This window comes from Burkholderia sp. AU32262 (genome assembly GCF_020419985.1).
In the GTDB taxonomy this organism is placed as follows: domain Bacteria; phylum Pseudomonadota; class Gammaproteobacteria; order Burkholderiales; family Burkholderiaceae; genus Burkholderia; species Burkholderia semiarida.
In genome coordinates, this window is the sequence record NZ_JAIZRS010000001.1 from 40,287 (window position 1) to 62,043 (window position 21,757).

Here is a 21,757-nt window from a genome sequence, read left to right on the forward strand (position 1 = left end):
CGGTGCCGATGGGCGCGGGGGCCGACGCCCCGCCGCCCGGCGCCCCGCCCGCGTCAGGCCAGCAGCTTGCGCTCGGCCTTGCCGTACTTGATCGACTTCTCGTCCGGAATCATCAGGCCCGTGTGCTCGTCGCGGCCCTGCAGCAGGAAGCGTGCGTCCGGGTTGCCGATCTGTTCGGCCGCGAGCTTGCTGTCCGCGCCGATCTCGCCCTTCTTCATCCGGTTGACGATCACGCCGGCCGCGGTGTCCTTGAAATCGCGCAGCATCCACGCGTCGCCGTCGCTGTCGCCGAACACCAGCAGCGGGCCGTAGCCCTTCTTCGACGCGAGGACGTTGCGAATGCCCACCGTCTTGCCGGGCCCCCAGTTGAAATGCCAGCCGGCCGGATAGGTGCTCGTGTACTTGCCGTCCTGCATGTCGAGACGCAGGCCGATCACGTTCTCGGGCGGCACGCCGTAGCCGTAGTTCGGATTGCCGGCAAATACGCGCACGACGTCGTCGAGCGACGCGGTGCTCACGTACACGTCGATGCCGTTCGCGCGCAGCGTATGCATCACCGCGCGGATTTCCTCGTGAATGCGGATGCCGTGGAAATGCGTGTCCGCGACCACGCCGGCCTTGCCCGGCAGCGTCTTCGGGCTTTCGTAGCGGACCTTGCGCAGCGCGTCGCCGATACCGTAGTTGTTCGACGCTTCCGCCATCGCCTGCAGCTCGGCGGTCGTCATGTTCTTGTAGAAGTAGATGATCCACTTGTAGCCGACTTCGAGCGGATGCGTGTCGCAGATCGCGTCGTACATGAAGTACAGCTTCGCGCGAAAATCCTTGAACTGGTCGGTCTCGCGGATCTCGTCGAGGCTCTTGTCGCCGCCGAGGCCCTTGTAGTTCGCATGGAGCCAGCGGTAATCGGACTCGACGTCGGCGGCGAGGTCCTCCATCGTCACCGGCTTGCCGTCGACGGTCGTGTAGTCCTTCATGAACGCGCCCTTCGGCACGTCCTTCCACATCACGCCGACGAATTCATCCGGCGTCAGCTTGTACTGCAGATGGTTGATCTGGTACATCAGCAACGCCTCTTCACAGTCGTTCATGATGCACGTGTTGTCCCAGTCGAACACCGCATACGGGCGGCGCTTTCCGTCGTAGTGCGCGCTCGCGACACCATGCCGGTCGAGCACCGCCTGCAGGCGCGCGGCGTTGAACGGCGACCAGCGGCCCGGGTCCAGCGCGTCCGGTGCGGCTACGCTCTTCGCGCCGGACGTGCCGGCCTTGAGCATCAGCGGCGTCGCGGCGGTCGCCGCGGCAAGGGTGTTCATGAACCGGCGGCGCTGCATGGTCTCTCTCCGTGGAAATGTCGAATCGGCTTCGGTCGCCCCGCGCGACGCGCGACACACCGGCCCCGCGAAGCCGCAAAGGCTTCGAATCCGGGCGCATGATGTGACGAAATTATTTCGGCAATTTGACAGCGTCGCACCGCGACGCGACGGAGAGTTGATCCGGCGCGACATCCGGGGCCCGTGCGGCGCTCCCCGGCCGGCCCCCCCCCGCCGCTCGAGACGCGTGCGCAGCGATGGCCATCCGGCCCTGACCGCCGGAAACCTAGAGCAACCCCTCCATTTCGGCCCTTCATTAGGAGAAGCCCTCATCTCCGGGGGCTGGCGCGCGACGTCGAACCGGCTATTATCGTTACATCACACAATGGCACATTAAATGCTGACTGAATAATCCGCCTCCGAATCACCGGCGGAAGCGATCCGGATCAGCGCCCAGCCTTGCACAAGGACCCGCATCGCGCCGACACGCAAACGCGGGCCGACACATGGAGACGCATCATGACCGCCCACCACCCGCTGCCGGAAGTCCACCTCGACGAGCTGCCGCAATTCCGCGCGGTCCAGCAACTGGCCTACCGCTGCGTCGAGACCGTCGGCGCGATGCTCTACCCCGGCATCACCGAGAAGGAAGCCGCGCGCCTGCTGACCGAATGGCTGCAGGATCACGGCGTGCACGACTGGCTGCACAAGCCGTTCGCGTGGTTCGGCGAGCGCACCGCGTTCGACGGCTTCTCGGGCCTCAAGCACATGGGCGGCTTCAATCTCGCGTTCTTCCCGAGCAACCGTCAGCTCGAAACCGACATGCCGGTGATCCTCGACGTCGCGCCCGTGCTCGACGGCATCGTCGCCGATGTCGGCTACGCGCACTGCGTCGGCCGCAACCCGATCCTCGAGCAGTTGCAGGACGACCTGATGGACCACCGCGACATGATCGTGCGGCTCGTGAAGGCGCGCCGGTCGATGGCGGAAGTCGCGCAGGAAGTCGACGCGCTGTGCCGCCGCCAGGGCGTCGAGCCGCGCCACAAGGCCTATCCGTTCAAGGTGCTCGCGCATCGTGTCGCGAAGATCCACAAGCTGTCGAAGCCGCGCTTCGTCGCGCGCTTCGGGCTGAACGCGACGCGCAACCTGCTGCTCGACCAGGGCCGCGCGGCGAAGCAGCAGGGCTGGTCGCCGCTGTGGTCGATCGACCGCCGCTCCGAGCATGCGCCGGTGCCGGGCCTGTGGGCCGTCGAGCCGCATCTCGGCTTCGCGGGCGTCGGCGCGAAATTCGAGGAACTGCTCGTGATCACCGACGACGACGCGTACTGGCTCGACGACGACCTGCCGCACGTGCGCCGCTGGCAGCGCCGCCAGGCCGAGCGCGCGCAGGCGGCGGCGAACGTGCCGGCCGCCGCTTGACACGCACGTCACGCGCCCTCCTCCCGACTCCCTGAACGACGGACTCACGATGCAGCCTCTTTCCGACGAAGCGCCGCTGGCCCTGTTCGAATCGGTTCACAGCGAAACGGCGGTCGCCTCCGGCGACCTGACGCTCGCGGTGCGCACCTGGGGCGACCCGGCCCGCTCGCCGGTCGTGCTGGTGCACGGCTATCCCGACGACAGCAGCGTCTGGCGGCACGTCGCGCCGCTGCTTGCGCGCAAACACTACGTGATCGCGTACGACGTGCGCGGCGCGGGCCTGTCCGGCGTGCCGACGCGCACGGCCGACTACCATCTCGCGAAGCTGACCGACGATTTCGTCGCGGTGATCGACGCGCTCTGCCCCGGCCGCGCGGTGCACCTCGTCGCGCACGACTGGGGGGCGATCCAGGGCTGGGAATTCGTCACCGATCCGCGCCTGGCCAGCCGTATCGCGTCATATACGTCGTGCTCGGGCCCGTGCCTCGACCACGTCGGGTTCTGGCTGCGCGAACGCGTGCTGCACCCGACGCCCGCGTCGCTGGCCAGGCTCGGCGGCCAGCTCGTGCGCTCGTGGTACGTCTACCTGTTCCACCTGCCGCTCCTCCCCGAACTCGGCTGGCGGCTGTGGCTCGGCCGCGCGTGGCCGGGCCTGCTGCGCCGGATCGAGAAAACGCCCGCCACGCCGCGCCCGACGCAGGCCGACGACGGCGCGCGCGGCGTGCGCCTCTACCGTGCGAACTTCATCCGCTGCCTGTTTGCGCCGCGCGAACGCTATGCGCATGCGCCGGTGCAGACCATCGTGCCGCTCGGCGACAAGTACGTGAGCCCCGCGCTGTCCGAGAACCTGTCGCGCTGGGTGCCGCGGTACTACCGCCGCGAAGTCGCGGCCGGCCACTGGCTGCCGCTCGCCGATCCCGCGCGCTTCGCGGATCTCGCCGGTCAATTGATCGATTCGGTCGAATCCGGCGACGAACCGCCCGCGCTCGCGAACGCGCGCCGCCGCGCGACCAGCGGGCGCTTCAGCGGCAAGGTCGCGGTCGTCACCGGCGCGGGCAGCGGCATCGGCCGCTGCGCGGCGCTGGCCTTCGCACGCGAAGGCGCGACGGTCGTCGCATGCGACATCGATCTCGCGAGCGCAGAGCGCACCGCGCTGCTCATCGGGCTGACCGGTGCGCACGCGCATGCGAAACGCGTCGACGTCGGGTCCGCCGACGAAATGGAAGCGCTCGCGACCTGGGTCGGCAGCGAACTCGGCGGCGCGGACGTCGTGATCAACAACGCGGGCATCGGGATGGCCGGCGGCATCCTCGACACGAGCACGCGGCACTGGGAGCGCATCCTGCACGTGAACCTGTGGGGCGTGATCCACGGCTCGCGGCTGTTCGCGCAGCAGATGGCCGCGCGCGGCGCCGGCGGGCACATCGTCAACACCGCGTCGGCCGCCGCGTTCGGGCCGTCGCGCGACCTGCCCGCGTATGCGACGACGAAGGCCGCGGTGCTGATGCTCAGCGAATGCATGCGCGCGGAACTCGCCGGGAAGGGCATCGGCGTGACGGCCGTGTGCCCCGGGTTCGCGGAAACGGGAATCATGGCGTCGACGCACTACGCGGGCGCGAGCGCCCAGGACGAAGCGCGGCTGCGCAAGCGCGCGACCAGGCTGTACCAGATGCGCGGCCTGAAACCCGAAACCGTCGCGCAGGCGATGATCGACGGCGTGCTGCGCAACCGCCCCGTCGTCGCGGTCGGCGGCGAAGCGCACGCGATGCGCTTCGTCGGCCGCTTCATGCCGTGGCTGGGCCGGATGATCGCCCGCGTCAGCATGGCATCGCATTGACGGCGCACGACGCCGCACAGGGAGACGACATGAACGATACCGCCGACTACCACAAGATCAGGGCCCGACACGTGAAGTTCGACTTCAGCGACACGCCGGTCACCTGGGTGCCGAACGATCCGGGCAGCACGCACATCATCAACACGCTGAACCTGCTGTTCCCGGAAGGCGAGCTGTGGTTCTGCCGCGTCTACAACAAGGCGCTGCCGTTGATCGCCGATGCGCGACTGCGCGACGAAGCCGAAGGCTTCCTGCGCCAGGAAGCCGTGCACTCGCGCTCGCACGGCGGCGTGCTGAAGCACTACTACGACCGTCACGGCATCGACACGAAGCCGTTCACGCAAAAGCTCAACCGGTTGTTCACACGCGTGCTCGGCGAACGGCCGCTCGGGCTGAAGATCGGCCATACGCGCTTCTGGCTGCGGCAGCAACTGGCCGTGATCGCGTCGCTCGAGCATTTCTTCGGCTATCTCGGCAACTGGGTGCTCAACGCGCACGGCCTCGACGAAGGCCGTGCGGACCCGACGATGGTCGACCTGCTGCGCTGGCATGGCGCCGAGGAAGTCGAGCACCGCACCGTCGCGTTCGACATCTACCGGCACCTGGGCGGCACCTATCCGGAGCGCTGCGTGCACATGGCGTTGGTGATCCTGCTGCTGCTCCACTACATCACGACCGGCGCGAAGTTCATGTACCGGCGCGATCCGGACGCCGGCCGCTACCCGGGCTTCGTGCTCGCGTGGTGGCGGGGTTCGCGGCGCGGGCACCTGCCGTCGTTCTGGAAGGTGATCGGCGCGGCGCTGCGCTATTTCAAGCCCGGCTATACGCCGCACCACGAAGGCTCGACCGAGCAGGCGCTCGCCTATCTCGCCCGCTCGCCGGCCGCGCAGGCGGCCGCGCACGGCGGCAACTGGGGCACGACGAAAGGCGCGTGACCGGGTTGCCGGCCGGTTCGGCGGGCGGCGCCCGCCGAAATGCGTACAATCGCGGCTTCAATTTCCCGGAGGTGCCGCGATGGCCATGAAGAAAACCGATCTCGAAAAGAACAAGGCGCTCAAGCTGACGCACGCGATGAAGCAGTCGAGCTCCGCGCGTTTCGGCAAGGGCGCCGAAGAAGCGGCCAAGCTGGACCGCCGCGCGCAGCGCAAGCTCGACCAGGAACAGGGCCTCGTGCCGTTCGCGTGCAAGCTCAACGCGGAGCTCGTCGAACAACTGAAGGCACGCGCGGCCACGCACCCGGAAGGGATGACGGGCCTGCTGTCCGAGCTGCTCGTGAACGGCCTCGCGCAACGCGACGCGTAATTGCCACGTATCTCGAAATTTCCGTTGACAGGGCCCTGCGGCCACGACACACTCGTTCGCATGCCTATGCTCAAGCCCATCGCCATCGCGCATCAAAAACGAGTGAACGCCCATACGTGGCGATCGCCGGGGGCGCTTGTGCATTAGCATCGAGATTTCAGTCATGCATGTCACGAGGCCTCGCCGGAACCGGATGAGGCCTTTTTGTTTTGTTGCGCGTCATCCCGCCCGGCTCAACGATGGAGATGACGATGGACCAGGCAAGCCGGCTGGTTGTTTGCCCCGATCGGTGCCGCACCGATACGATCTCGTTGCCGAGAGTCGAGTTGCATTTCACGGTCGCGCCGCGCAAGACGCTGACGTGGCGCGCGCAGCACGACGCCGAGATCCGCGTGCATGATGCGACGCTGTGGATCACGCGGCTCGGCAGCGTCGACGATTACTGGATCCGCTCCGGCGACGTGCTGCGCGTGCAACGCGGCGAACGCGTGTGGATCGGCACCGACGGCGACCAACCGGCGCAGGCATCGATCACGACCGCGTACGTACGGCACGGCGAACGCGTCAGGCGCACGCTCGCGCAAGTGCAACGTTTGCTCGTGAAGGTAGGGAGAAGGAGCGGATGAGCGGCGCGCCGTTACACGCACGATACGCGGAACGGCCGCGACCGGAAACGGGCGCACCCGCGGCGCAATGCGCCGCGGGTGCGCATCGAAGAACGCGGCACGCCGATGCGTGCCGCGAGCGATCGCGCGCCATGCGCAGCGAGAGGATGCTGCAGGTGCATCAGGTGCTGGCGGCGAGACGCGGGCCCGTGCTTCGTGGAGTGGAATCGAGGTCGGGGCGTTGCGCAGCCTGCGAGGTCACCCACGGATCGATGCCCTGCTTCTGCACCTCTTCGAGGAATGACACACGTGTGCGCCAGTAATCCGCCTGTAATTTCGCATCGATGACGCGCTGTTCGGCTGCGAACAGTTCCATGCGCGCCGTCACGAGCATCGACGCGGCGGTTTTTTCCGGCGTGGGGGCGTGTCGCATCGCCCAACGGCTGATCCAGTTCAACATGCTGACCTCCGTGATTACGGACGAACCCGCATCGGGCAATCGCAATCGGCCGTGCCTGACCGGCCGTGCGTGACTGGCCGCGCCTGCCCAAACGCGCAACGGCCTTGACCGCCATTCACCGCCTGGCCTGCACGGACTGCGACTTCCCCGCGTCGGCAATGATCGGCCGGCGTGTGCATGTGCGGTGTATCTATCCTAGAAAGACTTGCCGGTTTACGCGATGGGGTCTTGCATTCTTTTACACAGAAACCACAGTCGCCCCCGCATCGCGAAATGACAGTTGCGGACGGGACGGCTTCGGCGCACGATAATCCGGTCCCTGCCGCCGCCTGGACAGACGAATGGCCGCCGCACGCGGTTGCCGGGTCGTGTGTCCGCACCGGCGGCACACGTGCGTTCGCACGAACGCGCCGCCTGCACCGCATTCGTGCAGCATGCGGGCGCTCCGTTTCAGTCGCATGTCGTCGCGCACCGGGTGCGCGCGACGCAGCCGGCATGCCGTTGCGCACGCATCGGCTGGTTTCGCCCGCCTGCGGGGCGCCCCTTCCGTTCGTTTCCTTCGTTCCCGCCGTTTCGGCCATTTCCGCCGGCCGGTGCCGCACGAACCGGTAAAATGCGCGCCTTCGTCGCGCGGGCGGGCTGCCGGACCGTTTGCGCGCAGGCAACCGATCGTGCCCTCCAACTATATCGTCCGAGCTATCCACGCTATTACAATCCGCCGATAGCCGGACAATAGTGGCTGGTTACAGTTAGCCGGCCGCGCTGCCTGTACAACAATTCGGCACAACAATCAACACGACAACCCGACCGGAGAAACGCCTTCATGGAATCCATCAAGCGGTATTTCGGCTTCGCTGAAGCCGGCACCGATTTCCGCACCGAAATACTCGCGGGCGTCACCACGTTCCTGACGATGGCCTACATCATCTTCGTCAACCCCGCGATCCTCGGCGACGCCGGCATGCCGAAGGAATCCGTGTTCGTCGCGACCTGCCTCGTCGCGGCGCTGGCGTCGATCATCATGGGGCTGTACGCGAACTACCCGATCGCCTGCGCGCCCGGCATGGGCCTGAACGCATATTTCGCGTACACGGTCGTCAAGGGAATGGGCTTCACGTGGCAAGCCGCGCTCGGCGCGGTGTTCATCTCCGGCTGCCTGTTCCTGCTCGTCACGCTGTTCCGCGTGCGCGAGGCGATCGTCAACGGCATTCCGAAATCGCTGCGGATTTCCATTACCGCCGGCATCGGCCTGTTCCTCGGCATCATCTCGCTGAAGACGTCGGGCGTGATCGTCGGCAACCCGGCCACGCTCGTCACGCTCGGCGATCTGCACAAGCACGAGACGATCCTCGCGATCGTCGGCTTCTTCGCGATCGTCACGCTCGACCACCTGCGCGTGCGCGGCGCGATCCTGATCGGCATCATCGGCGTGACGATCCTGTCGTTCTTCTTCGCCGGCAACCAGTTCCACGGCGTGTTCTCGGCGCCGCCGTCGATCGACGCGACGCTGTTCAAGCTCGACATCGGCGCCGCGCTGTCGACCGGCATCATCAACGTGATCCTCGTGTTCTTCCTCGTCGAGCTGTTCGACGCGACGGGCACGCTGATGGGCGTCGCGAATCGCGCGGGCCTGCTCGTCGAAGGCAAGATGAACCGCCTGAACAAGGCGCTGCTCGCCGACAGCACGGCGATCGTCGCGGGCTCGGTGCTCGGCACGTCGTCGACCACCGCGTACATCGAAAGCGCATCGGGCGTGCAGGCCGGCGGCCGCACCGGCGTGACGGCCATCACCGTCGCGGTGCTGTTCCTCGCGTGCCTGTTCATCGCGCCGCTCGCCGGCGTCGTGCCGGGCTACGCAACCGCACCGGCACTGCTCTACGTGTCGTGCCTGATGCTGCGCGAGATGGTCGAGGTGCCGTGGGACGATGCGACGGAAGCCGTGCCGGCCGCGCTGACCGCGCTGCTGATGCCGTTCACGTACTCGATCGCGAACGGCGTCGCGTTCGGCTTCATCGCGTACGGCGGCCTCAAGCTGCTGACGGGCCAGGCGCGCACGGTCAAGCCGATCGTGTGGATCATCGCGGCCGTGTTCCTGTTCCGCTTCTTCTATCTCGGCAGCGAGTAAGCGCGGAACGCACACCGGCGCGACGCACGATGAAAACGCCACCTTCGGGTGGCGTTTTCGTTTTCGCACGATTGCTCTGCGATCCTCATGAATCGACGTGCACGAGCGCGCCGACGCTCGGGCAATCCCGCACGGCCCGCATACGAAAATGCCGCGCGGCCCCGCCGAACGGCATTGCGTGAAGGCAATGTCCTCGCGTGCGCCGCGCTCGAGCGCATGCGCCGCCGGACGGGCGTCGTGTCGTCAGCGCCAGTTGGCCTCGTAGAAGCGCACGTAGCCGCTGCGCAGCGTCACGCATTGCGCACGTGTTTCCGACAGCAGGCGCCGTGCGGCCGCCTCGATGCGCTCGCGGTGCTGATCGAATGCGCCGACCATGTCCTCGAAGCGCGGCGATGCGGCGCCGAAGTGGTCTTCCAGCGCCTCGGCGGTGATCTGGCACTGGACGCGCTCGCCATTGACCAGTGCCGTGAACCCCAGCATCAGGTCACGCCCCGAATACTCGGGCTTCTCGTTCGTGAAATGGATCTGCATGGGCGCTGCCTCGACCGGTAGAAAACGAATGACCGCGTCCGTCGTCCGCTACCGGCCGGACGAAATGCACGCGGGCTCGCCGGCGGAGGCCCCGGCCGCGGAGTGTGGCGCGGTCGATGCATGCCGGTTGAATTCCACTTTAGACGGTTTCGCGCGGGAGACAAAAATTTCGGTGTGCGTCGTTCCGACGCGCATTTCGTCTGATCTGCGCGGCATCCGGCACTGTTTCGCCAACGGACGTCAGTGCGGATCGGTCGGCCAGACGTTGAGCGCGATCGCGGCGGTCGTGACGCCCACCGCAATCGCGGCCGCCCCGTATCTCACCGCATCGGTCAGATCGAACAGCAACCCGTGGATCGCCACGGCAATGCCGCCCAGCATGATGAAAGTGGCGATGGCCGCCAGCACGACTCTCAGTTCCGCCCGAACCATGATGCGTCTCCCGAACGGATGCATGTCGCGTCGCATGCATGTTGCACCGCGGAACACGGCGCGCGCGTGCTCCATTTCCATCATTGCAGGCGGGCGCTTAAAAGCAAGGGGATTTTGTTGGCAGTCGCGCATCGCACGTGGCGCTTGTATGATGATGCGTACCCGGACGGACGGCTGGCGCGCCGAATGGTGCGCCGCGAGCGGAGCCGCACTCCGCCGCCGATGTCGATCCGGTTGCCCCGGCGGCCCCGGGAACAGGAGACAAACCATGCCGCAACCCTTCGTGCTGCCCGCCACCGCCGGGCGTACCGACCTGCTCGCGCAGGCGCATGCGCGTTCGACCGCGGTCGGCCTGCGCGCGCACGAACGCCCCGATTTCTCGCCGCTGTCGCGCGTCGCGCTGCGCGAACTGCTCGACACGAATCACACGCTGTTCTCGCACGCGCGACCGGTGATGGAGGACCTCCACGCGCAGATCGCCGATACGCAAAGCCTCGTGCTGCTGACCGACGCCGACGGCGTGATCCTGCACAGCATCGGCGATGCGGACTTCATCGAGAAGGCAAACCGCGTCGCGCTGTGCAACGGCGTGTCGTGGGCCGAAGGCGCGCGCGGCACGAACGCGATCGGCACCGCGCTCGCGTCCGGCCAGGCCGTCGTCGTGCACGGTTCCGAACATTTCCTGCGCGCGAACCATATCCTCACCTGCGCCTGTGCGCCGATCGTCGATCCGTTCGGCCGCACGCTCGGCACGCTCGACGTGAGCGGCGACCCGCGCGGCTCCAGCCCGCATACGCTCGCGCTCGTGCGGATGTCGGCGCAACTGATCGAGAACCACCTGTTCGCGAACCAGTGCGGCGAAGCGCTGCGGCTGCGCTTTCACGCACACGAGGATTGCGTCGATTCGCTGTTCGCCGGGCTCGTCGCATTCGGCGCCGACGGCAGGCTGATCGCCGCGAACCGCAGCGCCCAGTTTCAGCTCGGCGCGTCGTTCGACACCCTGCAGCACCAGGCGAGCGACGCACTGTTCAGCATGCGCTTCGGCGAGCTCGCGCGGCAGGCCGCCCGCGCGCCGGGCGCCACGTTCCGCCTCACGCTGTCGACCGGCGTGCGCGTGCTCGCACGCTGCGAATTCCCGGAAGCGCAGAAAACGACCGTCGCCGTCACGCCGCCCGCGCCGGCCGCACGCATGCGCGCACCGGACCCCGATGCGATCACGTTCGCGACGCTCGACACCGGCGACGCGCGCATGGCCGCCGTGCTCGAACGCGTCGCGAAGATCCGCGGGCGCGACCTCCCGCTGCTGATCCTCGGCCAGACCGGCACCGGCAAGGAATGGCTCGCCCGCGCGCTGCATCAGGCGTCGCCGCGCGCGGACGGCCCGTTCGTCGCGGTCAACTGCGCGGCGCTGCCCGATTCACTGATCGAGGCCGAGCTGTTCGGCTATGAAGACGGCGCGTTCACCGGCGCACGCAAGCGCGGCAGCCCCGGCAAGATCGCGCAGGCCGACGGCGGCACGCTGTTTCTCGATGAAATCGGCGACATGCCGCTCGCGCAGCAGGTGCGGCTGATGCGCGTGCTGCAGGAGCGCGCGGTGATGCCGCTCGGCGGCGCACGCGCGGTGCCGGTCGACGTGCGCGTGGTGTGCGCGACCCACCGCGACCTGCGCGCGATGATCGCGGAGGGCACGTTCCGCGAGGATTTGTTCTACCGGATCAACGGGCTGGCGGTCACGCTGCCGGCGCTCGCGACGCGCACCGACCTGCCCGCGCTCGTCGAACGGATCCTCGCGCGGCTCGCGCGCAGCGAGCCGATGCCGCGCCGCCTCGCGGCCGACGTGCTCGACGCATTCGCGCGCCACCGCTGGCCCGGCAACCTGCGGCAGATGACCAACGTGCTGCGCACGGCCGGCATGCTCGCCGACGACGAAGCGGAAATCACGCTCGCGCATTTGCCCGACGATTTCTGGCTCGACTGCGACGATGCGCCGGCTGCGCCGGCGGCAGCCGCCTCGGTCCCGCCGGCGGGCAGGCGCGAAGGCACGACGCTGCAGAGCCATCAGGCCGCGATGATCGACGCGGTGCTCGCACGCCATGGCGGCAACGTATCGGCGGCCGCGCGCGAGCTCGGCCTCGCGCGCAATACCGTGTACCGGTATCTGCGGCGGCACTGACACCCGCGGCGGGCGGCCCTCGGCCGCCGGCGGGTTCGGGTATGCTTGGCGCGATGCCGCCGAACCGCCCGCTTCATTCATGACCGATCCAGATCACCCGCCCCTCGTGCGCGTCGACCCGCTCGGCGCAACCTTCGACGCGCCCGATTCGCTGACCGTGCTCGAAGCCGCCGCGTTCGCGCGCGTGTCGCTGCCGCGCTCGTGCCGCAACGGCACGTGCCGAAGCTGCCTTTGCCGGATCGTCAGCGGCAGCGTACGCTATACGATCGAATGGCCGGGGCTCTCCCGCGAGGAAAAGGCCGACGGCTATACGCTGCCGTGCGTGGCCGTCGCCACGTCGGATCTCGTGCTCGACGTGCCCGACGCGGTCATGCTCGACTAGACGTGGCGCGCGGCCGTGCGCGTCGTCCTGCAACGCTCGATCCTGCATGGAGAACGTGATGGCCCAGCCAACCGATCGCATCGAAAAACAGACGCTGCTCGCCGCACCGCCCGACCGCGTCTGGGCAGCCGTCAGCCATTCCGACGAATTCGGCCAGTGGTTCGGCGTCGCGTTCGACGGCCCGTTCGAGGCCGGCCAGCCGCTGTTCGGCCGCATCACGCCGACCCGCGTCGACGACGACGTCGCCAAGGCGCAGGAGCCCTACGCTGGCACCGTGTTCGAAATCGTCGTCGATCGTATCGAGCCAAAACGACTGTTCTCGTTTCGCTGGCATCCGTTCGCGATCGATCCGAATGTCGATTACGCGTCCGAGCCGATGACGCTCGTCACGTTCACGCTCGCGGCGCAAGCCGGCGGTACGCTGCTCACGGTCACCGAAACAGGCTTCGACCAGTTGATCGAAGCGCGTCGCGCGACGGCGCGCGACATGAACGACCAGGGCTGGGCCGCGCAGATGACGCTGATCGCGAAGTATCTGGCGAAGCACGCGTAGCGCGCCGCGATGCCGCACGCGCCGGCCGACTCGCGAATCGACGTGCGTGGCATAATCGGCTCCATCGTCGTCCACCCGCCGCCGCGCATCGCATGCTGAGTCGTCGTCTCCGGAAGATCGGCAGTCTGATCGGGATGCTCGCCATCCTGATGACGGCGCTCGCGCCGACGATCTCGCAGGCGCTGACCACGCAAGGGCGCGTCGACGCACTGCTGGCCGGCTACTGTTCGGCCGCGCCGGCCGCTGGTGACCGCTCCGCCGACGCGTCGACGAAAAATCTGCAGGCCCATCTCCAGGCATGCGGCTACTGCAGCCTGCTTGCCCATACGCCCGCGCTGCCCGCGCCCGAGTTGACGTTCGCGGCCCACGTGCACGCGATCGCGCATCGCGCGGCCACCCGCTTCGAAAGCCTGCGCCGCGCGCTGCCGCTCACGGCCGCGCAACCGCGCGCCCCGCCGTTCACGTCCTGATCCGTCGTCATTGCGCGTGATGCCGCAGCGCATCGCGCAGCCCGCGCACGCCGCCCGCGTGCGCGACATGTCACGTTTCGAAGGACGATCATCATGTGTCACCCTGCTGCGCGCGGCGTCGTGCCGGGCGCATGGTTGGCCGTCTGTGGCCCGGCTGGCCGCGCCTGCATTCGCCCGCATGCGAATGTCCGGCCGCGCACGTTCGTACCGACCGCCACCGGCCGCGATGCCGCGCGCAGCCGTCCGTCGAATCCGTCTGTTCCATCCGATTCGTCACTCGCTCATCCACCCATGAAAACCGCCACTTTCGCTCGCGGCGCACTCGCCGCGCTCGGCTTCGTCATCATCCACGCCGCCCATGCGCATGCGCTTCCGAAAACGCAGGACCCGGCCCCCGACGCCACGCTGTCGAGCGCGCCGCACGCGGTCACGATCGATTTCGGCGAGGCGCTCGAGCCGGCGTTCAGCTCGATCGCCGTGACCGACAGCCACGGGCAGTCGGTCGTCGACGGGAAGTCGGCCGTCGATGCCGGCAACCGGAAGCGGATGCGCGTCGCGCTGACGAGCCTGAAGCCCGGCACCTACACCGTCGCGTGGATCGCGGTGGCCAGCGACGGCCATCGCACGCACGGCCGCTACGCATTCACGCTGAAGTAACGCATGTCACCCACGCGATGCGCGTCGGCGCTCGATGCCGGGCGCATTCGCATCGATGCCCTCCGCATCGCACCCGACAAGGAGAACCCACGATGAAACACTCGATTCCGACCGGCCTGCTCGCGGCGCTGGCGCTGCACGCGTCCGCCACGTTCGCCGCGCCGGCCATCCAGGCCGACGCTTGCTGGATCCGCACGATGCCGGCGACCGTACCGTCCTCCGGCTACTTCACGCTGAAGAACGACGGCGACGCGCCCGCGACGCTGACCGGTATCGACACGCCCGCATACGGGATGGCGATGGTGCATGAAACGCGGACGAGCGGCAGCACCGCGAAGATGGTTCACGTCGACTCGGTGGTCGTACCCGCGCACGGCACGCTGACGTTCAAGCCGAAGAGCTATCACGTGATGCTGGAGGAGCCGCGCCAGGCCGTCGCGCCTGGCGCGAAGGTGCCGGTCCGGCTGCATTTCGCGGACGGCTCGACCGTGTCCGTGACCTGCGACGCGAAGGCGCCGACCTACGCCGGCCAGTAACGCCGCCGGCTCACGACAGAAGGAGATGCTGATGAAAAACCGCTTGCCGCTGGCCGACCTGATCGTCCGCTACCGGACGCCGCTGAATGTCGCGGTACTGATCGCCTGTGGGTTATGGGCCGCGTGGATCGCGTGGATGACGCGGCCTGCCGCCATCGATACGCCACCGCCGATTCCCGCGTACTGCATGCGCGACGCGCGCTGACGCGCGGCGCGGCACGCGTAAGCCGGCGCCCTCCGTCAGCGCATCCGAGCGGCCAGCGCGGCCGTGATCTCGTCGAACGACGGCCGCGCATCGACGTCCTCGTTCACGCACGCCGCCGCCAGCGCGTCGAGCGCGCCGGTGCGCGATTCGCAGCGTTCGAGCAATTCGCCGAGCAGATAGCCGAACGCGCGCACTTCGAGCCGCTCGAACCTTGGGCCGCGCGTGCGCTCGTTCACGTCGTACAGCGAAGCCGCCCCGAAATCCCCGAGCAGCGCGCCGCCCGCGCCGTCGTGCAGGATGTTGTGCGCATACAAGTCGCCATGCATGATGCCGCGCGCGTGCAGATGGCCGGCCGCCGACGCGATACCATGCGCGATCCGCAGCGCTTGCGCCGGATCGAATGTCGCATCGGCGGCATAGACGTCACGCGTGCACGACGCGAAGCTCGGCGGCCCGGCGAGGTTCGTCAGCGCAGGATCGACCCGCTCCATCACGAGGCCGTGCGTGCCGTCCGGATGCCCGCGCACCTTGCCGATCACCGGAATCAGGTTCGGGTGGCGGCCGGCATGCAGGCACGCGGCCATTTCGCAATCGGGCAGGCCGTCGCTCGTCACCGCACCCTTGAACAGCTTCACCGCGACCGTCCGTGGCGGATGGCCGTCCGCACGCCATTGCGCGCGATAAATGACACCCGACGCGCCCTCGCCCAGTTTCTGTTCGCACGACAGCGCGGCCCAGTCGATCTCCGCGACGTCCGGCCCGGCGGACGCCGCGGCCTCCGGCGCCGCGCCGAACGGATTGCCGGCCACCGCAAGCCATGCGAGACGCGGCAGGCGCGGCAGCCACTCGGGCAACGCGTCGAGCCGGTTCGCCGACAGGCGCACCAGCTCCAGCGCGCGGCAGGCGGCCATTTCCACGGGTAGCGCACGCAACTGGTTGCCGGCCAGCATGAGCTTCTGCAAGCGCGCACAGTCGCCGATATCGGCCGGCAGTTCGTCGATCGCGTTGTCGGTCAGGATCAGCCAGCGCAGCGCACGCGGCAGCGCGCCGCGCGGCACGGTGCGGATCCGGTTCGCCTTGAAGCCGATCATGTCGAGCCGATCGCACGCGCCGAGCACGTCGGGGAACGCGGTGAAGCGGTTGCCCGACGCGAACAGGATGCGCAGCCGATGCAGCCGCGGCAGGTCGTCCGGCAGCGCGGACAGCGCATTGCCGGTCAGGTCGAGCACTTCGAGCGTATCGGCCAGATCGAAGATCTCGCGCGGAAATTCGGTCAGTCCGCACGCGAGCTTCAGTTGCCGCGCGCCCGACAGTTGTCCGGCCTGCAGTTGTTCGAGGGTGTGGGTCACGGGGAGAAAAACGGGTGGCGGTTGCGGGGACCCGTCGGGTCGATCGGATGAATTCTACCGGGATCGATCGGGCGCCCGTACACGACCTCGTCATACCCCCTTCACAAACGCGCGATGTGACGTTAAAATTGCGCCCCTTGCAGTGCCGACGTGGTGAAATTGGTAGACACGCTATCTTGAGGGGGTAGTGGCGAAAGCTGTGCGAGTTCGAGTCTCGCCGTCGGCACCAGATGCGTTTTCCTCGCATTCCCGCATTTCCGAAACCCGCGACAGCACATGGCTTCGCGGGTTTTTTGTTGTCCGCTACGCGAGCAACAGAAAATTCCGCACCACCGCGGACGGCTCGTCGCAGCGCGACGCAATGGCGAGCCTCGCGCGAAACCGGTTGCCCGTGAACGGCCGGTACACGACCCCGGGCACCTGCACCTGCGTAATCGCCTTCGGCACGACCGACACGCCGAGGCCAGCCGCCACCAGCGTCACCGCGGACGCGATCTGCGGCGCCGGTTGCCCCATGCGCGGCTCGAAGCCGGCCGCCTTGCACGCGGCGACGATGTCGTCGAACAGCGCGGCGCCGGCCGCGCGCGGCACCTGCACGAACGACTCGTCGGCGAGTTCCGCCAGTTCGATGCGCCGGCGCTGCGCCAGCCGGTGCGCGACGGGCAGCGCGACGAACATCGGCTCCTCGTCCCAATCGGATACCCGCAGCGTCGCGGCGACGCGGCGCTCCGGCCGCACGATCGCGACGTCGAGGCGCCCGGCCTCCAGCGCCTCCAGCAGCACACCGGACGTCGCTTCCTGCAACGTCAGCTCCGCATCCGGAAACGCCTCGCGAAAGCGGCGAAGCAGATCCGACACTTTCGGATTGAACGCGGCCGTCCCGGTGAAGCCGACGCGCAGATGGCCGGTTTCCCCGCGCGCGGCGCGCCGGGCCGCCCGTGCCGCGCGCTCGGCATCGTCGAGCACGCGCCGCGCCTCTTCCGCGAAAACTTCGCCCGCCAGCGTCAGCTCGGCGCCGCGCGCGGTGCGTTTGAACAGTTCCACGCCGAGCTCGTTCTCGAGCGCCTTGATCTGCTGGCTCAACGGCGGCTGGCCGATGCCGAGCGCTTCGGCGGCCTTCGTGAAATTCGACGCGGCCGCGACGGCCAGAAAGTAGCGCAGATGCCGGAGTTCCATGCGTGACGTGACCTCGCGATGAGTCGGGCTGGCCGGTCAGCCAGTGTTAAAACATATTGCTGCGGTTCATTTCATATATTGGACATATATATGACCGTGCGCAAGAATTCGTGTATTCCGTCGCACATCGAGTGCCCTCATGTCCTCCGCTTCGATTTCCCGCTCCATGCCCGGCACGCAGAACACCACGCCCGATGCGCTGCCGGCCGGCGTGTCCCCGCGCTCGGCCGCGTACAAGCGCATCGCGTTCGCGCTGTTCCTCGCCGGCTTTGCCACCTTCTCGCTGCTGTACTGCGTGCAGCCGCTGCTTCCCGCCTTTGCACGCGAGTTCAACGTCGGCGCGGCGTCGAGTTCGCTGTCGCTATCGCTGTCGACCGGAATGCTCGCGGTGTCGATCCTGTGCGCGGGCGCGCTGTCCGAACGGGTCGGGCGGCGCGGGCTGATGTTCGCGTCGATGACGCTGGCCGCGCTGTTCAACCTGCTCGCCGCGTGGTCGCCGAGCTGGCACCTGCTGCTGCTCTGTCGTGCGCTCGAAGGCTTCGCGCTCGGCGGCGTGCCGGCGGTGGCGATGGCCTATCTCGCGGAAGAAATCGCCGCCGACGGGCTCGGCCTGTCGATGGGGCTCTATGTCGGCGGCACCGCGTTCGGCGGCATGATCGGACGGATCGGGATGAGCGCGCTCGAGGAGCACTTCTCGTGGCGCACGGCGATGCTGTCGATCGGCGTCGTCGATCTGCTCGCGGCGCTCGCATTCGTGATGCTGCTGCCGGCGTCGCGACGCTTCGTGAAGCGCACCGACCTGACGCTGCGTCACCACCTGCGGCTGTGGCACGCGCAATTACGCCACGCACGCCTGCCGTTCGTGTTCTCGATCGGCTTCCTCGTGATGGGCGCGTTCGTGACGATCTACAACTACGCCGGATTCCGGCTCATGGCCGCGCCGTTCAACCTGAGCCCGACCGCGTGCGGGCTGATCTTCGGCGCGTACCTGTTCGGCATGGTGTCGTCATCGAGCGCCGGCGCGCTCGCCGATCGCCTCGGGCGCGCGCCGGTGCTGGCGAGCGGCATCGTCGTGTTCGCGGCGGGCCTCGCGCTGACGCTGTCGCATTCGCTCGTCGCGATCGTCGTCGGCATCGTGCTCGTGACGATCGGCTTCTTCGTCGCCCATTCGGTGGCGAGCGGCTGGGTCGGCGCGCTCGCGGGCGCCGCGAAGGGGCATGCGGCTTCGCTGTATCTGCTCGCCTACTATGTCGGGTCGAGCGTGCTCGGCTCGGTCGGCGGCGCGTTCTGGCAACACGGCGCGTGGGCGGGTGTCGCCGCGTATGTCGCGGTGCTGCTCGTCATCGCATTGCTGGCGGCGCGGCGCTTGAGCCGCGCTTGAGCCACACGCGATGTGGCGCGCTACGGCACGGTGCGCCCCCGCACCGTGCACCGTGCACCGGCCGCGCAGCCGTCACGACACCAGCGCATCGTCCCCCTTCATCGCATACGCGGCCTCGCGCCGCCGCAGCTTCATCGCGATCAGCGCCGCCAGCACCGCCAGCGCGACGCCGGTGAGAAACCCGCCCGTATAACCGACCTTCGCGGTCAGCGACAGGATCGTCGACGACGCGATCAGCTCGCCGAGATCGCGCGTGCTCTGCACGGCCGTCACGTCGGTGCCTGCCTGATCGCTGCCGCCCGCGAAGCGCATGCCGGCCGTCATGATCGACACGGACGTGATGCCCGTCGCCAGCGAGCCGAGCACCGTGCAGAGCCATGCCCACGATGGCGACACCGGCAGCCACCCGCTCGCCTGCGCGAACCACAGCAGCGCCGCCGCGCCCGCGCAGCTCACGCCGACCGTAAACGCGCGCCACAGGCCGAGCGCCCTGACGAGCCACGCGCCGCCGCCGCACCCGAGCACGACCGTCACGACACCGCCGGCCATCCCGAGTTTGCCGATCGCGTCGAGCGACCAGCCCGCGTCGTTGAGGAACAGCTTCGACAGGCCGAAGCCCGATACGGCCGTCATCGCCGACAGCAGCGCGAGCGACAGCAGCGACCACGAGCGCGGCCGCTTCGCGAAGCGCACGAGGCTCGCCGCGCGTTCGGACCGGGCGCGGGCACGATCCGCGTCGCGCGGCAAGAGCCACAGCACGCAGACGAGGCTCGCGAGCGGGACGGCCGCCAGCGCGAGAAACGCGGTTGACTGGCCGAACAGGCCGATCAGCGTCAACGTGCCCGCGCCGCCGCCGAAGAAGCCGATCATCACGCCCGCGATCTGGATCGCGTTGATCCTCGCGAGCGCGTCGCCGCTGAAATGCTCGGCGGCCATGCCGTCGTTCGCGATGTCCTGCGTCGCGCTCGCGAGCGACGCGACGGCCAGCAGCCCGACCGCCCAGCCCGCCGTCGCGACCGTCATCCCGATCTGCGCGAGGCTGACGAGACACAGCACGACGATCGTCTGCATCGGCAGCATCCAGCTGCGCCGGCGGCCGATGCGGGGCGACCAGCGGTTGTCGACGACCGGCGCCCACAGGAATTTCACGACCCACGGCAGGCCGACGAGCGGCAGAAACGCGAGTGCGTGAAGCGGCGCGCCGTCGTGGCGCAGCAGCGTCGGCATCGCGTCCATCGCGATGCCGATCGGGATGCCCTGTGACAGGTACAGCAGCGTGATCGTGATGACCAGGCGGCGATGTTCGAGCAGATCGCGCATCGGAATCTCCAGTTGCATGAGGTTAAAAAGGTTCGGCGCCGGCCGGCATGCGCGCCGGCTGCATCGCGTCGCGCCGCGGACGGCGCGCCGCCCGCAGCAGCAACGCGCCGAATGCGACGAGCGCCAGGTCGATCGGCCAGTACACGAGTCTGCCCACGCCCAGCAGCGCGAGCGCGCAATGGGTCGCGCCGGCGAGCGCGTAGGCGACGCCGGCCGCACGCATCAGCACGCGCAGCCATGCCGCGCGATCGGCGACACACGCGGCGAGCGCAATCGCGCCGCCCCACACGGCCCAGAACAGCAGCGCGAGCGCATGATCGACGTGCACGCCGTCGGGCAACGCACGGCCGGCGAACAGCAGCGCGCCGCCGGCGAGCACGAGCCCGCCGCACACACCGACCGCGGCGGCAGCCAGCACGTGCGCCGAGCGATCGCGCTGCGCGCGCCGCCGCTCGATCCACAGATGCAGCCCCGTCGCGCACAGCGCGCACGCGGCGAGCCCCATCAGGAAATGCAGCACGCGCAGCACTCCACCGGCCGCACCGACCCAGCCGTATTGCGCGAAATGCAGCGGCTGTACCGCGATGAACGCGCGCAGCCAGAAGCCGCGGCCGCGCGACGTCGCATCGGCGAGCCATTGCCCGTCCGTCGCGCGGTACAGGTGGCGCTCGAACACGGCCGTGCTCGGCAGGCCCGGGCTCGTGCCGGCGATCTCGACGCGCGCATTCGCATCGCCCCAGCGATGCAGCACGACGGCTTCGGGCCGGAAATCCGGCCGGCGCGCCGCGTCGCGCCGCAACAGCGCATCGAGATCGGGCGCATGCCGCCACGGGCCGCCGGCCTCGACGGGCGGCGGGCCGCCGAGCAGTTCCGCGAACGCACGCTGCGGCTGCCCCGGATACGCGATGCCCGCGAGCGACACCGTGCCGAGCGCGCCGAGCCCCGACAACGCGCCGGTGAACGCGAACAGCACGAGCCACGGCATTCCCCACAGGCCGATCCACGCGTGCAGGTCGAACAGCGCGACGCGCAAGCCGTTGCCGCGCCGGATGCGCGCCGCGTCGGGCCAGCGCTTGCGATGCACGACGACGCCCGCGACGATGAGCACGAGCAGCACGATGCCCCACAGGCTGACGAAGATGCGCCCGGGGAAACCGGCGAACAACGTCTTGTGCAGCGTGACGATCACGGTCGCCCGCCCCGTATCGGGCAGCGGCGCGCCGGTCGCCGGATCGAGCGCGAGCGTGCACGTCTGGCGCGCGTCGCAGAAACGGATGGCCGGATCGTCCGGCCGCGGCAGCACGATGCGCGCGTCGCGCAACGCCACGCCGAGCGCCGCCGCGCGCGCGACGAGCGCATCGAGCGACAGCGTCGGCCGTGCGACGGCGACCGATGGCGGCCGCCACCAGCCGTGCATCGAATCGAACGCGAGACTCCAGGTGCCGCTGAACAGCACGACGAACAGCACCACGCCGAACAGCGCGCCGGCGCCGCGATGCAGCGCGCGCCAGCGCGAACGCGACGACGCGTCCAT

General features: G+C 68.7%; 22 protein-coding genes and 1 tRNA gene. 15 read left to right on the top strand and 8 right to left on the bottom strand.

Features of this window, described 5'->3' with window-relative positions:
• Positions 1 to 53 precede the first annotated feature (53 nt).
• Positions 54 to 1,331, bottom strand: a complete 1,278-nt coding sequence (locus LGN10_RS00140; protein ID WP_124863432.1) for a haloacid dehalogenase-like hydrolase — start codon at positions 1,329 to 1,331, stop codon at positions 54 to 56.
• Between the two features lie 498 nt (positions 1,332 to 1,829).
• On the opposite strand from LGN10_RS00140, the gene LGN10_RS00145 reads away from it, so the two are divergent.
• From LGN10_RS00145 to LGN10_RS00165, 5 genes are all read left to right on the top strand, one after another.
• Positions 1,830 to 2,729, top strand: a complete 900-nt coding sequence (locus LGN10_RS00145) for a M24 family metallopeptidase (RefSeq protein ID WP_226221088.1) — start codon at positions 1,830 to 1,832, stop codon at positions 2,727 to 2,729.
• A 49-nt stretch (positions 2,730 to 2,778) separates the two neighbouring features.
• Positions 2,779 to 4,566, top strand: a complete 1,788-nt coding sequence (locus tag LGN10_RS00150; protein ID WP_226221090.1) for an SDR family oxidoreductase — start codon at positions 2,779 to 2,781, stop codon at positions 4,564 to 4,566.
• A 29-nt stretch (positions 4,567 to 4,595) separates the two neighbouring features.
• A complete protein-coding gene (locus LGN10_RS00155; protein WP_060310579.1) occupies positions 4,596 to 5,501 on the top strand; it encodes a metal-dependent hydrolase in 906 nt (301 codons plus the stop codon).
• A gap of 79 nt (positions 5,502 to 5,580) precedes the next feature.
• Complete coding sequence (locus tag LGN10_RS00160; RefSeq protein ID WP_059525440.1) at positions 5,581 to 5,868, top strand: hypothetical protein; 288 nt, start codon at positions 5,581 to 5,583, stop codon at positions 5,866 to 5,868.
• 251 nt (positions 5,869 to 6,119) lie between these two features.
• The gene (locus LGN10_RS00165) at positions 6,120 to 6,494 is read left to right on the top strand and encodes a DUF2917 domain-containing protein (protein WP_059585091.1); all 375 of its coding nucleotides are present in this window, start codon (positions 6,120 to 6,122) and stop codon (positions 6,492 to 6,494) included.
• Between the two features lie 160 nt (positions 6,495 to 6,654).
• On the opposite strand, the gene LGN10_RS00170 is transcribed toward LGN10_RS00165, so the two are convergent.
• A complete protein-coding gene (locus tag LGN10_RS00170) occupies positions 6,655 to 6,933 on the bottom strand; it encodes a hypothetical protein (RefSeq protein WP_006480752.1) in 279 nt (92 codons plus the stop codon).
• 823 nt (positions 6,934 to 7,756) lie between these two features.
• Between LGN10_RS00170 and LGN10_RS00175 the strand changes: the two genes are divergently transcribed.
• Positions 7,757 to 9,058 carry an NCS2 family permease gene (locus tag LGN10_RS00175; RefSeq protein WP_059584507.1) on the top strand — a complete coding sequence of 434 codons (1,302 nt, stop codon included), beginning with the start codon at positions 7,757 to 7,759 and terminating at the stop codon, positions 9,056 to 9,058.
• 243 nt (positions 9,059 to 9,301) lie between these two features.
• Here the strand turns inward: LGN10_RS00175 and LGN10_RS00180 are convergent, their stop codons facing one another.
• Together LGN10_RS00180 and LGN10_RS00185 are read right to left on the bottom strand one after the other, a co-directional pair.
• Positions 9,302 to 9,589 carry a DUF1488 domain-containing protein gene (locus LGN10_RS00180; RefSeq protein ID WP_006486743.1) on the bottom strand — a complete coding sequence of 96 codons (288 nt, stop codon included), beginning with the start codon at positions 9,587 to 9,589 and terminating at the stop codon, positions 9,302 to 9,304.
• 240 nt (positions 9,590 to 9,829) lie between these two features.
• A complete protein-coding gene (locus tag LGN10_RS00185) occupies positions 9,830 to 10,105 on the bottom strand; it encodes a DUF2964 family protein (protein ID WP_226291178.1) in 276 nt (91 codons plus the stop codon).
• A 184-nt stretch (positions 10,106 to 10,289) separates the two neighbouring features.
• Between LGN10_RS00185 and LGN10_RS00190 the strand changes: the two genes are divergently transcribed.
• The 7 genes from LGN10_RS00190 (at position 10,290) to LGN10_RS00220 (ending at position 14,997) form a co-directional block, all read left to right on the top strand.
• A complete protein-coding gene (locus LGN10_RS00190) occupies positions 10,290 to 12,194 on the top strand; it encodes a sigma-54-dependent Fis family transcriptional regulator (protein ID WP_226221092.1) in 1,905 nt (634 codons plus the stop codon).
• Between the two features lie 79 nt (positions 12,195 to 12,273).
• Positions 12,274 to 12,576, top strand: a complete 303-nt coding sequence (locus LGN10_RS00195) for a 2Fe-2S iron-sulfur cluster-binding protein (RefSeq protein ID WP_059584503.1) — start codon at positions 12,274 to 12,276, stop codon at positions 12,574 to 12,576.
• A gap of 58 nt (positions 12,577 to 12,634) precedes the next feature.
• Complete coding sequence (locus tag LGN10_RS00200) at positions 12,635 to 13,129, top strand: SRPBCC family protein (RefSeq protein WP_060311625.1); 495 nt, start codon at positions 12,635 to 12,637, stop codon at positions 13,127 to 13,129.
• Positions 13,130 to 13,221: 92 nt separating this feature from the next.
• Entirely contained in the window at positions 13,222 to 13,599 is a 378-nt protein-coding gene (locus LGN10_RS00205) for a DUF2946 domain-containing protein (RefSeq protein WP_060011865.1), read from the top strand.
• A 291-nt stretch (positions 13,600 to 13,890) separates the two neighbouring features.
• A complete protein-coding gene (locus tag LGN10_RS00210) occupies positions 13,891 to 14,256 on the top strand; it encodes a copper resistance protein CopC (protein WP_226221094.1) in 366 nt (121 codons plus the stop codon).
• 92 nt (positions 14,257 to 14,348) lie between these two features.
• Positions 14,349 to 14,792, top strand: a complete 444-nt coding sequence (locus LGN10_RS00215) for a copper chaperone PCu(A)C (RefSeq protein WP_059584498.1) — start codon at positions 14,349 to 14,351, stop codon at positions 14,790 to 14,792.
• Positions 14,793 to 14,823: 31 nt separating this feature from the next.
• Positions 14,824 to 14,997: a hypothetical protein gene (locus LGN10_RS00220; protein ID WP_226221096.1), complete on the top strand. Its 174-nt coding sequence runs from the start codon at positions 14,824 to 14,826 to the stop codon at positions 14,995 to 14,997.
• A gap of 35 nt (positions 14,998 to 15,032) precedes the next feature.
• On the opposite strand, the gene LGN10_RS00225 is transcribed toward LGN10_RS00220, so the two are convergent.
• Positions 15,033 to 16,346 carry a leucine-rich repeat-containing protein kinase family protein gene (locus tag LGN10_RS00225; protein ID WP_226221098.1) on the bottom strand — a complete coding sequence of 438 codons (1,314 nt, stop codon included), beginning with the start codon at positions 16,344 to 16,346 and terminating at the stop codon, positions 15,033 to 15,035.
• A gap of 144 nt (positions 16,347 to 16,490) precedes the next feature.
• On the opposite strand from LGN10_RS00225, the gene LGN10_RS00230 reads away from it, so the two are divergent.
• A tRNA-Leu gene (locus tag LGN10_RS00230) sits at positions 16,491 to 16,575 on the top strand.
• Between the two features lie 74 nt (positions 16,576 to 16,649).
• Here LGN10_RS00230 and LGN10_RS00235 read toward each other — a convergent pair.
• Entirely contained in the window at positions 16,650 to 17,522 is an 873-nt protein-coding gene (locus LGN10_RS00235) for a LysR family transcriptional regulator (RefSeq protein WP_226221100.1), read from the bottom strand.
• Between the two features lie 139 nt (positions 17,523 to 17,661).
• Between LGN10_RS00235 and LGN10_RS00240 the strand changes: the two genes are divergently transcribed.
• Positions 17,662 to 18,903 (top strand): MFS transporter, encoded by a 1,242-nt coding sequence (locus LGN10_RS00240; RefSeq protein ID WP_104012577.1) that lies wholly within the window; start codon positions 17,662 to 17,664, stop codon positions 18,901 to 18,903.
• Positions 18,904 to 18,975: 72 nt separating this feature from the next.
• Here LGN10_RS00240 and LGN10_RS00245 read toward each other — a convergent pair whose 3' ends face one another.
• Together LGN10_RS00245 and LGN10_RS00250 are read right to left on the bottom strand one after the other, a co-directional pair.
• The gene (locus tag LGN10_RS00245; protein ID WP_226221102.1) at positions 18,976 to 20,223 is read right to left on the bottom strand and encodes a RhtX/FptX family siderophore transporter; all 1,248 of its coding nucleotides are present in this window, start codon (positions 20,221 to 20,223) and stop codon (positions 18,976 to 18,978) included.
• Positions 20,224 to 20,245: 22 nt separating this feature from the next.
• Positions 20,246 to 21,757 (bottom strand): PepSY-associated TM helix domain-containing protein, encoded by a 1,512-nt coding sequence (locus LGN10_RS00250; RefSeq protein ID WP_226221104.1) that lies wholly within the window; start codon positions 21,755 to 21,757, stop codon positions 20,246 to 20,248.